Consider the following 10,404-nt stretch of genomic DNA (forward strand, 5'->3'; position numbering starts at 1 on the left):
TCCGCCTACCATAGACACCACGACGGACGAGTCGACCGGGCGGCCGCGTCGGCACCTTCACCGGTGCCGCCGAGGAACGTCCGGGCTCCACAGGGCAGGGTGGTTGTTAACGGCAACCCGGGGTGACCCGCGGGACAGTGCCACAGAGAACAGACCGCCACGCCTTCGGGCAGGGTAAGGGTGAAACGGTGGGGTAAGAGCCCACCAGCGCCCCGGGTGACCGGGGCGGCTAGGTAAACCCCACCCGGAGCAAGGTCAGACGCAGGCGTTCGAGGGCTGCCCGCCCGAGCCTGCGGGTAGACCGCTGGAGCCTGCCGGCAACGGCAGGCCGAGATGGATGGCCGCACACCGCCACCAGGCGGGGACAGAACCCGGCGTACAGGTCGACTCGTCCGTCGCCCGCCGCATGATGCGTGCCGCGATGCGAGGGCGCAGCCTTCGCCGGCGCGGCTGTTGCTGCCTTTGGGTAAATCCCACCGGGCCTCGGCCATTGCCGCTGCGGCTTGTCGGGACCGTCCTGTCGGCGGAAGCAGGGGGCGCGTGGTCCTTGTATCGTCTGGCCATGTATCCCGCGCACTGGATCCGGGTGTCGGACGCGGACCGCGAGTCTGTCGTCGCACACCTCAGCGCGGCGGTCGCTGAAGGGCGGCTGACGCTGGAGGAGTTCAGCGAGCGGGCGCAACTGGCGTATGCCTCCCGTGTATGGGGTGAGTTGGCCCACCTGGTGGGTGACCTGCCCGCACCGCCCATCGCGGACACGACGCCGGCGGCTGCGGTCTCCACGGCGGCTGGACAGGCCAGCAAGCTGCCGTTGGCCGCGCTGATCGTCGGGATCACCTCCATCCCTCTGACCTTTTGCGCAGTCCTGGGCGGCGTCGCTGGATTGGTGGCGATAGTCCTCGGGATTGTCGCGCTACGCAAAGGCGACCAGGGGGTGCCCGGTCAACGCGGCATGGCCCTCGCGGGCTTGCTTTGCGGATTGTTCGGCGTAGTGCTTCAGGGTGCGATGATCGCGCTCTTCAGCCTCCTCGAATAAGTCAGCTCGTCCGCCAGAGCCCGGTGCCACCGCGATTTGGTGACGCTGGGCTTCGCCGTGTCCGAACGGCCCACCAGGGCCGCCTTGAAGACGTATGGAAAGTTCTCACCCGCCCGATGGATCGATGGAACCGATGTTGTGGCGATCCATCCCTTCGGACAGTCGTGTATCCCGCTACCGCGCCGAGTCGACACCCATCCAGCGCCGTATATTAACCTTCCGTGCCATATGTGAAACGATGGTCAATGGTAATTTGGCCTCATGGCTCCACCTGACCCCGAAGCAGAGTATGAGTCCGACATTTTGCGAATTATCGATGAGATCGATGTTGAGGTTGCCGCCTATACCAGGCGGCTACAGCGTCGCGAAATTCGGCACAGCGTGTTGGCAATTTCGGCTTTCGTGCTGTCGGTGGGCGCCGGGCTTGCATTCGTGCTGATCTTTGGCAAGCGGTTTGCCCCGCAAGTAAGCACGATCACACTTGTGATAGGAATTCTTATTACGACGACCGTGACTACCGGCGCTCCGATCTATAGGCAGGCTATGAATATAATTCATGTGTCACGCCCTCGCCGGCTGCGTGAGTTCGAGCACCTCGGATCTTTGGCGCATGAAGTGCTAGAGAGTCGTGCTGCGACAGTTCGACGCATGGCGGAAATGGTGTACATGGCTAGAAGGGCGGAGCGTCGATGAGCTTTATGGGGGGCGGTACAAGTTCGGCCCAGTATCAGAATGCCCTGATTAAGATTGATGAAGAGCTAGCCAGGTCCAGGCCGCCGCATGGGTTTTCTATCCAGGCGGTTGCGGCATTCCTGGTTAGTCATGCGTCATTTGCGGCTGACCTGGGTATTGAAGCTACCCGACTGGCGAAGCACAGCAGATCCGACCAGGTCTCTGTCTATCATGTTCAGGAGGCGGACACTCGGCTCAAAGTGTCACCGGACATGTGGAAGAGCTCGCTATATACGACGTTTGGTGGGCTGCTTGCTGGAATTGGCCCTCCCGTCCTATTTGCCATTGCAACGACTAATGAAGGTAGCACACGAGCCTCAATTATTGGCGCGTTGGGTTTGTCGATCGCGGCAGGCTTTTTACTGCTGATGGGAATAGTTAAGTCGAGGCGTCGCTAGGTGGCTGGAGGCGGTCCAACCCTGCGGTCTTCTGGCGCAGCGTGAGCCGCAGAGGGATCGAAACTGGTAGGTTCTGGACGGCCTGACCGGTATCCAGACGGAGAATGCATGGTGCGCGCCCGATCAATTCGTGGACTCAGCCGCCGGCAGCTGCTTGGGTGTTGATGCGTTTTCCGGTCGGCGGCGGGGCGGCGGAAGATCCTCGTCCGGCTGACCAGCCGGAGGTTGCATCGGGCGGCGGATGCCGGGCTGCCGTCCGTGGAGCATCACGAGCTGGCGGACCTGAACGATGAGATCGAGTACTCGATTGACCGCAGCGACGTCGCGGAGATCGCCGCGCGGGTGTCGGAGATCGTGGACGGCTGCCAGAACGACAAGACGGCCGACCAGGCGCGGTATCGGCTGGCGTTGTTGACGCATCTGACGGAGCGGCTCGGCAGGTCGGTGCTGTTCGAGTCGTTGACCGGCGATGCGGCGCGGGTTGCGGTGCCGCCGCTGGTACGCGGGGTGCTGCAGACCAGCTGGCGGCTCCGTGAGTTGACGTTCCCGAACCGGGAGACCGCCGAACGGGACGAGGTGGCCGCTGCGGTGGCGCTCGGGCAGGTCTGCCGCGTCATCGCGTGGCTGCAGCAGTGCGCGCAGGAGCGGCTGCAGACCGATCCGAACGACCCGGCGAGCCGCCAGATCGGCATTGCGCTGAGTCAGGGTAGGCAGCAGATCGTGCTGTTCGTCGATCCGGACCCGCCGGGGTTCTTCCGGGCGGAGAGCGACCCCTGGCCGTACGGGTTCAGCGACCCGCGCGCCGTCCTGCTGTGGCTGTCCGCCCTCTGCGAGTTCGACGGCAGTCACGCGGGTGTCGGCATGTACGTCCTGTGCGAGGTGCTGACCGGGGAGAAGTTCTTCGGCAACTATTGGGACGACGCCTGCGTGTTCACCGAGATCGAGCGGCGCATCGGGCGGTCTGGGGAACACTCCACGACCGCGGGTGACCTTGTGTCGGCGTGCGGTGGCCTGGGTACGGTCAGCCTCGACCTGGCCGCAACGGTGATCGCGGGCCTGCGGAACCGGAACGTCGTGCCGCCGGCCGGGTGGGAGTCGGACGCGAGCTACTCCACCGACAAGCGGTACCTGCGCAGCCAGTTGACGATGTTCGCCACGTACGACTGCCTGCCCGACGAGCACGCCGCGCTCGACTGGGTCGCCGAGGCGTTGCTCAGCGCGCCGACGCGGCGCTGTGTGGAGAACGTGGTCCGGGAGGCGTACGCCCAGCACGCCGAGCCGAGCCGGATTCCCAGACGCTCCCTCGGTGAGCGTCCCGGCGCGGTGGTCCTGGCGGCGTTGGTCCGGCTGGCCATGCATCGACCGGCGCAGGCTGAGGCGTTCCTGCGCCGGCTGCCCGCGCCGCTGCTCGGCGAGGTGCTTCAGCAGGCACGGTTCGCGTTCCGGGCGTCCACGCCGGCCGAACCCGTGGCGTCCATCTGGGCAGCGTGGACCCGGAGCCCACCCACCCCTGGGTTTGCCGGGTCGCCGAGGTCAACGGGCGAGCAGCCCCGGCCGCCGGAGGCATCACGGCTTACCGTTCAGCTGGAGGCACGGAGGACCGCGACGGCGATGAGGGCGGCGCCGATCGCGACCTCCACACACATGCCGGCGACAAAGAGCTTCGGATGGTCGACGAACATACGCAGTGTCCGCAGTGGACCAGGCAGCGATCTGCCCGCTCGCACCCGTCGCTGAGCCCACGAGCGCAGGCCGAGGTTCAGGAGGGCGAACACCAGGACGACGACGCCGAGCCCACCGATCACCTCGGGCGACGCGTTCTGGGATTCGCTGAGGGCGATCGTCCGGCTCATCGGCTGCTCCCGTCGGCGGGGAAGTGCTCGAAACGCAGCGAGCCACGGGTGGTGACCGGCACCGCGGGCGGGTTCAGTGCGGGGCGCCCGACGCGTACGCCGGTCCCCGGGGTCGCGCCGCGCAACTTCGGGTCGGAGTTCGGCGCCGGTATCAGCGGCGGGGTGGCGGCCCGGGCGACCGGCGGGACCGCGAAGGCCCTCACGAGAACGGGACCGTCAGGTCGAGGCGGTCCAGTGTCGACGGGTCGCCCAGGAGCTCGATCTCCACGACTCTGCCGTCGGTGACGACGAAGTCGAAGACCACGCGGGGGGTGCCGCCCGTCGACCAGACGGCGCCGACGAAACCGTCGACGAGGGCGAGCCTGGCGCCGCGGGCGCGGCCGCTGAAGGTGGTGGCGACCGCGTGGGCGCCGTGGACCGTGGGGGCGGCGCCGGTCAGTACCGTGGCGGCATCCGCGCGGAGGACGACCTCCGGGTCCAGGAGGGCCAGCAGCGCTTCGAAGTCGCCGGCGCGGGAGGCGGCCAGGAACGCGTCGACGACCTCGCGCTGGCGGGGCAGGTCCGCCTTCTCCAGGAGCGAAGCTCCCTGGACGCGGCGGCGGCCGCGGCTGGCGAGCTGGCGGGCGGCGGCGGGGGAGCGGCCGACGATCCGGGCGATGTCCTCGAAGGGCACGGTGAACAGGTCGTGCAGGACGAACGCGAGCCGCTCGCCGGGCGTGAGGGTGTCGAGCACCACGAGCATCGCCTGGCCCACCTCGTCGGCGAGCAGCGCCTCCTGCTCGGGGTCGGGAGCGGCGCGGAGCACGACAGCATCAGGAGCGGCCTTACGGGCGCGCAGCAGGTCCAGGCAGATCCGGCCGACGACCGTGGTGAGCCAGCCGCCGAGGTTGTCGACGGCGGCGTGGTCGGCGCGGCTCAGGCGCAGCCACGCCTCCTGCACGGCGTCGTCGGCCTCCGCGTGGGAGCCGAGCATCCGCAGCGCCACCCCGCGCAGGTGCCCGCGGTGCTCCTCGAAGCGGCGGGCCAGTACGTCGCTCACGGTCCCCAGCGTCATAGTCTGAGTCCGAAAAGGCAAACCAGGGGGACCAGGGGGAATGGCATGGACAAGCCGGCACGGACCACCGGGCAGCGCGTCGCCGACACGCGGCACCGGCTCGAGCACGACGTCGACGCGTGGGTGGCGACGGCCTCGCCGGAGGGGGAGCCGTGCATGGTGCCGCTGTCGTTCCTGTGGGACGGCGCGACGCTGCTGTTCTGCACGGCGCCCAACAACCCGACGACGCGCAACATCGCCGCGAACGGGCGGGCCCGCGTCGCCGTCGGGCCGACCCGTGACGTGGTCCTCATCGAGTGCGCGGCGCAGACGGTGCCGGCCGGCGGCCTGAGCCAGGACGTGCTCGACGCGTTCGCCGAGAAGGCCGGGTTCAGGCCGGGGCCGCGTTACGTGTACCTGCGGATGACACCGATCTGGGTGCAGGCCTGGCGTGAGGCCAACGAGCTGGCCGGCCGGGAGCTGCCTGCGCTCACGCGACCGGCGTGATGCCCAGCTGCTCCCAGGGGCCCGCGCTGGTGCCGTTGCCGCGCACCATGTTGAGGTAGCTGCCGGTCATGTCGACCCGCACGCTGACCCAGCCCTTCGTGGCCTGGTTGCGCAGGAAGTACTTGCCGGCGTCGGACCACACCTCGAAGATCTCCCAGTCGCTCGGCCACTCGCCGCGACCGCGGAGCATGCCTTTGAGGTTGCCGCTGTACCCGTATTCGGCGGTCACCAGGTAGCCGGAGGTGGCCTGGATGAAGATGAGGTCGCTGCGGCCGTTGAAGGAGCAGAGGCTGAAGTGCTCCCACGTGCCCAGGCCGTCCGTGGTCTGCCGGGCGCGGAGCATGTTCTTGTTGCTGCCGGTGTACCCCTGCTCCTCCGAGATGTAGCGCGCCGCGCGGTGGCTGAACAGGTAGTACCGCCGGCAGGTCGACGTGCCCGGGATGCCGGTCGGCGCGAGGGCGTTCGCCTGCACCCCGCCGTCGCCGAGGTCGAGCGGGGTGCGCTTCAGCCCGTGCGGGGCGGGGTCGTCGTCGCCCGCCGCCGCGGCCGTGCCGGGGGGTGACGCGCCCGGGCTCGGCTCCGCGTGGGCGACCCCCGGCACCAGCATCGCGGTGAGGACAACGGCGGCGGACAGCAACCCCCGGGCACGGCGCACGGCTACTCCAAGCGTGGTTGGTTTGGACCCCGCCGGACATGCTGGTCGAACACATTGATGAGTGTCAAGACCCGTCGAGCAGCTTCAGGGTCGCGCCGTGCAGCGCCGCGCTCCTGGAGAACAGCGACGGGCCCGCATCCGGAGCCTGCCGTCCGTCGAGGCCGCTGTACCGCCCGCCGGCCTCTCGCACGATCAGCGACGTCGCGGCGAAGTCCCAGATCTGGCCACGGGTCTGCACCGCGAGGTCGAGCCGGCCGTCGGCGACGAGCAGGGCCGCGTGCACCGGCCAGGGCGCCGTGCGGGCCACGGCGGTCAGCGGCTCGAGCATCGCCCGGTCGGGCCGGTGGACGTAGTCGTCGGGGATGACGCCGACCGTGGCGCCGTGCGGGGTGTCGGCCCCGGTGGGGTCCACGCGCAGGCGCCGGCCTTCGTCGTCGCCGATGCCGCTCTGGTACGCCCCGGCGCCGCGTGCGGCCCACCAGACGGTGCCCTGCGCCGGTACGACGGCGACCCCCGCGACGACCTCGCCGTCTTCCTCGAGGGCGACGAGGACGAGCCAGCGGTCGTCGCCCGCGACGAACATCGCGGTGCCGTCGATCGGGTCGATGATCCAGCGGCGGCCGCCGGTGCCGGTCAGGCCGCCCTCCTCGCCGAGGATCGCGTCGTCGGGGCGGGCCCCGCCGAGCACGGCGCGGACGGCGGCCTCGACGGCCCTGTCGGCCTCGGTGACGACGCTGCCGTCCGCCTTGAGCTCCCTGGGCAGCTCCGCGAGCGCCGCGAAGTACCGCAGGCCGACCTCGGCCCCGGCGAGCGCGGCCCGCCGGGCCAGGGCCAGATCGCCGGCCAGGTCGCTCACAGACGGGCCAGGTCGACGTAGTACGTCGGGTAGGTCTTCGAGATGCACCTGGGGTCGCGGATCTCGATGCCCGGCACCCGCAACCCGATCAGCGACAGGCTCATCGCCATGCGGTGGTCGTCGTACGTGTGGAACGCCGTCGGCGCGACCGGCCCCGGGTTGACGGTGAAGCCGTCGGAGTCCTCGACGGCGTCGATGCCGGCGCGGCGCAGCTCGGTGACGACCGCGGCGATCCGGTCGGTCTCCTTCTTGCGGATGAAGCCGATGCCGGTCACCCGGGTCGGGGAGTCGGCGAACACCGCGACGGCCGCGAGGGTCTGCGCGGTGTCGGAGATGTCGGCCATGTCGACGTCGATGCCGTGCAGCGTGCCGGTGCCCGTGACGGTGATCCGGTCCGCGGTCCGCTCGACCCGCGCGCCCATCCGCTCCAGGAGGTCCGCGAAGCGCACGTCGCCCTGCAGGCTGCCGGTGCCGAGCCCCTCGACGGTGACCCGGCCCCCGGTGATCGCGGCGGCCGCCAGGAGATACGACGCGGCGCTCGCGTCGGGCTCGATCGCGTAGTCCGTCGCCCGGTACGTGCCCGGGTGCACGTCGAGCCCGTCGACGCTGACGCCGAACGCCGCCATGACGGCCGTGGTCGCCTCGACGTACGGCACCGAAACCAGTGGCGAGGTGAGCTCGACCGACAGTCCGTCGGACATCAGCGGCCCGGCCATGAGCAGCCCGGACAGGAACTGGCTGGACAGGTGGCCGGGCAGCGCGACCTTGCCGCCGGTGACCGGCCCGGTCACCGCGACCGGCAGGAACCCTGGCTCGCCCAGGTCCTCGACCGTCGCGCCGAGCTCGCGCAGCGCGTCGGTCAGCGGGCCGAACGGCCGTGCCCGCAGCTGCGGCGCGCCGTCGACGACACCGCGCCCCGGGCGAAGCGCCGCCGCCGGCACCACGAACCTGCCCGTGGTGCCCGACTGGCGGGCGTCGATCGTCGTCGGCGCGGTGGAGGTGCGCGGGTCGACGCCGTCGACGACGACCGTGTGCGCTGCCTCGTCGACCGTCAGCGTCGCGCCGAGCGCACGCACGGCGCCGAGCATCGCGTGCGTGTCGTCGGCGAACAGCATCCCCGTCAGCGTGCTGCGGCCCGGCGCGAGCGCGGCGCAGATCAGCGCGCGGTTGGTGATGCTCTTGGAGCCCGGCGGCCGCAGCGACACGTCGGGCGGCGAGGTCAGCGGCGTGATGGCAAGGACGTCCGGAAGGTCATCGGCATGGAGGCTCACCCTGCGATTGTCCCGCAGGCCGCGGCGGCGCTGCCCGTCAGGGTTTGCGCATCTGGAACGAGCCGTCGCCGGCCGGCTCCAGCGGCACCTCGTCGCCGAGCGCGGCGGCCGCCTCGGGCGAGACACGCAGCCGGCCCGGTCCGGCGAGGTCGGCGAGGCGGGTCGCGACGCCGTGTGTCCGTCCGCCCGCCGCTGACGCGTCGCCCGCCGCTGACAGGTCGCCGATGTGCAGGCCGAACCGGACCATCGTCATCGCGCGCGGCCGCAGGTATCCGGTGACGTCGCGGACCGCCGCCGCGGGGTCGTCGTAGAGCACCAGCGCGCGCCCGTCGGCGGTCCGCGCGGGGCGTCCACCGGTCAGGGACCTCACGACGTCATCGGGTGCGGCCGAGCCGCCGATCGCCAGAACCGTGGTCACGGCATCGAGTATCGGGGCGGTGCGGCATCCGCGTCCACCGTGGACCGTTTGCCTCCTAACGATGGTGGGAGGGTCGCCCGTCCGACTCGAATCCGGATCCACCGAACGGCTCACCCTCGGGTGATCGTGACCACAGGCATCCGCGGCCTTCGGTGTCCGCCGCGGGCCGTGCCGGGTCTTCGGCTTTCTCCCGGAATCGTTGATGCGTAAGGAGTATCCGATTCCGGCCGGGTCGTTTTCGTCACCGTCAGGACCATCTGCGGGCGTCTGCTCCCCTGGCCGCGCCGTTGCGTCTACTGTGGAATCCCAACCAGCTATTTGCCGGTTTCGGTGGCGCGTGTTGCATTTGCGGTGCACAGTGATGTCATGAGCAGCAGCGGTGCTGAGCGGTACTACTGGTGCCTTTCCCACCATCGGGTCGAGTCCGAGGCCGACATGTGTGCCGGCAGGGATCGGCTCGGCCCCTATGATTCGGCGTCAGAAGCCGAACAGGCGCTGACAACAGTCCAACAACGCAACGAGGCGTGGGACGCCGAAGACGAACGGTGGGAAGGCAAGCACTAGCAACACGTCGGAGCCGAAGGCGACCGCGAACCGCCCCCGGCACACGGCCTTTCGTTCGAACCGTCTCCACCCGCACGACCCAACCGCGAACATCCCGCAGGATGCGGGAGAACTCCTCCAGGAGGACCACGATGGCCGCAGCTAAGAAGGCCACCACGAGATCGGCCGCAACGAGCGCGGCCACCACGACTCCCGCCGCGGACGCGGTGAACCCCGCCGAGACCGCGACCCCCGCCAGGGCCGCGAAGACGGTCGCCGCCGCCGCTCCCCGCCGGCGCGCGACCACGGCAACCCCTCGCACGCGCGCGACCACCACGACGGCCTCGACCCCGGCCGCCACCACCGCGTCGCCCTCGTCCCCGGCCCCGTCGGCGGCTTCGGCTCCTTCGGCGTCGGCGACGACGTCCGGCACTGCCGCGACCCCGGCTTCGTCCTCCCGGACGGCGAAGCGGACCGCCGCGACGAAGGCAACCCCGGCCGCTTCCAAGGCTACCGCCACCGGCACCACCACCGAGGCGACTGCCACGAAGTCCCCGGCCGCCACCGACGCCGCGGCCACCACCACGACGGCGAAGACCCCGGCGGCCCGCTCGACAACGACGAAGTCGGCCACCCCGGCCACGGCGAAGACGTCGAGCACGACGGCGAAGACCCCGGCGGCGAAGTCGACGGCAGCCAAGGCCACCCCGGCCACGGCGAAGACCCCGGCGGCCCGTTCCACGGCGGCGAAGTCGGCAACGCCCGCGGCCAAGTCGACGGCGGCCAAGGCGACCACCGCCAAGGCGACCCCGGCGGCGAAGGCCACCACGGCGAAGGCGACGCCCGCGGCGAGGTCGACGGCGGCGAAGTCGGCCACGGCGAAGACCCCGGCGGCGAAGTCGACGGCAGCCAAGGCCACCACGGCTAAGGCGACGCCCGCGGCGAAGTCGGCCACGGCGAAGGCGACGCCCGCGGCGAAGTCGACGGCAGCCAAGGTCACAACGGCTAAGGCGACGCCCGCGGCGAGGTCGACGGCGGCGAAGTCGGCCACGGCGAAGACCCCGGCGGCGAAGTCGACGGCAGCCAAGGCCACCACGGCTAA

General features: G+C 70.4%; 11 protein-coding genes and 1 other RNA gene. 5 read left to right on the forward strand and 7 right to left on the reverse strand.

The genetic code is table 11. The features are described from left to right. Positions 1-27: 27 nt before the first annotated feature. The 4 genes from rnpB to ABZS58_RS18385 all read left to right on the forward strand — a co-directional run bounded on the left by rnpB (position 28) and on the right by ABZS58_RS18385 (position 3,903). Positions 28-395: RNase P RNA component class A (gene rnpB / locus ABZS58_RS18370), an RNA gene on the forward strand. Positions 396-562: 167 nt separating this feature from the next. Then, positions 563-1,036, forward strand: a complete 474-nt coding sequence (locus ABZS58_RS18375; protein WP_354782846.1) for a DUF1707 and DUF4190 domain-containing protein — start codon at positions 563-565, stop codon at positions 1,034-1,036. A 261-nt stretch (positions 1,037-1,297) separates the two neighbouring features. Continuing rightward, positions 1,298-1,729 carry a hypothetical protein gene (locus ABZS58_RS18380; protein ID WP_354782848.1) on the forward strand — a complete coding sequence of 144 codons (432 nt, stop codon included), beginning with the start codon at positions 1,298-1,300 and terminating at the stop codon, positions 1,727-1,729. Positions 1,730-2,424: 695 nt separating this feature from the next. After that, positions 2,425-3,903, forward strand: coding sequence for a hypothetical protein (locus ABZS58_RS18385; protein WP_354782850.1), 1,479 nt, complete (start codon positions 2,425-2,427; stop codon positions 3,901-3,903). 112 nt (positions 3,904-4,015) lie between these two features. On the opposite strand, the gene ABZS58_RS18390 is transcribed toward ABZS58_RS18385, so the two are convergent. Both ABZS58_RS18390 and ABZS58_RS18395 read right to left on the reverse strand, forming a co-directional pair. Further along, positions 4,016-4,222, reverse strand: coding sequence for a hypothetical protein (locus tag ABZS58_RS18390; protein ID WP_354782852.1), 207 nt, complete (start codon positions 4,220-4,222; stop codon positions 4,016-4,018). Then, on the reverse strand, positions 4,219-5,073 hold the full coding sequence (locus ABZS58_RS18395; RefSeq protein WP_354782854.1) for a sigma-70 family RNA polymerase sigma factor: 855 nt from the start codon (positions 5,071-5,073) through the stop codon (positions 4,219-4,221). The genes ABZS58_RS18390 and ABZS58_RS18395 overlap by 4 nt, the downstream gene beginning before the upstream one ends. 45 nt (positions 5,074-5,118) lie before the next feature. Between ABZS58_RS18395 and ABZS58_RS18400 the strand changes: the two genes are divergently transcribed. Further along, positions 5,119-5,559: a pyridoxamine 5'-phosphate oxidase family protein gene (locus tag ABZS58_RS18400; protein ID WP_354782856.1), complete on the forward strand. Its 441-nt coding sequence runs from the start codon at positions 5,119-5,121 to the stop codon at positions 5,557-5,559. Here the strand turns inward: ABZS58_RS18400 and ABZS58_RS18405 are convergent. The 5 genes from ABZS58_RS18405 to ABZS58_RS18425 form a co-directional block, all read right to left on the reverse strand. Continuing rightward, positions 5,543-6,214, reverse strand: coding sequence for a hypothetical protein (locus tag ABZS58_RS18405; protein WP_354782858.1), 672 nt, complete (start codon positions 6,212-6,214; stop codon positions 5,543-5,545). The genes ABZS58_RS18400 and ABZS58_RS18405 overlap by 17 nt on opposite strands. 64 nt (positions 6,215-6,278) lie before the next feature. Beyond that, on the reverse strand, positions 6,279-7,070 hold the full coding sequence (locus tag ABZS58_RS18410; RefSeq protein WP_354782860.1) for an inositol monophosphatase family protein: 792 nt from the start codon (positions 7,068-7,070) through the stop codon (positions 6,279-6,281). Continuing rightward, a complete protein-coding gene (gene aroA, locus ABZS58_RS18415; protein WP_354782862.1) occupies positions 7,067-8,341 on the reverse strand; it encodes a 3-phosphoshikimate 1-carboxyvinyltransferase in 1,275 nt (424 codons plus the stop codon). The genes ABZS58_RS18410 and aroA overlap by 4 nt, the downstream gene beginning before the upstream one ends. Positions 8,342-8,378: 37 nt before the next feature. Next, positions 8,379-8,759, reverse strand: a complete 381-nt coding sequence (locus ABZS58_RS18420; RefSeq protein ID WP_354782864.1) for a hypothetical protein — start codon at positions 8,757-8,759, stop codon at positions 8,379-8,381. Positions 8,760-9,123: 364 nt separating this feature from the next. After that, positions 9,124-10,404, reverse strand: a 1,281-nt coding sequence (locus ABZS58_RS18425; RefSeq protein WP_354782866.1) for a hypothetical protein, incomplete at its 5' end; no start/stop codon positions are given.

The sequence above is a fragment of the Dactylosporangium sp. NPDC005555 genome (assembly GCF_040605635.1).
Taxonomy (GTDB): Bacteria; Actinomycetota; Actinomycetes; order Mycobacteriales; family Micromonosporaceae; genus Dactylosporangium.

Bases quoted from the DNA above. Each gene is read 5' to 3' on its own strand.
- ABZS58_RS18380 (WP_354782848.1), top strand. From the start codon at position 1,298: ATGGCTCCACCTGACCCCGAAGCAGAGTATGAGTCCGACATTTTGCGA.
- ABZS58_RS18375 (WP_354782846.1), top strand. From the start codon at position 563: ATGTATCCCGCGCACTGGATCCGGGTGTCGGACGCGGACCGCGAGTCT.
- ABZS58_RS18400 (WP_354782856.1), top strand. From the start codon at position 5,119: ATGGACAAGCCGGCACGGACCACCGGGCAGCGCGTCGCCGACACGCGG.
- ABZS58_RS18395 (WP_354782854.1), bottom strand. From the start codon at position 5,073: ATGACGCTGGGGACCGTGAGCGACGTACTGGCCCGCCGCTTCGAGGAG.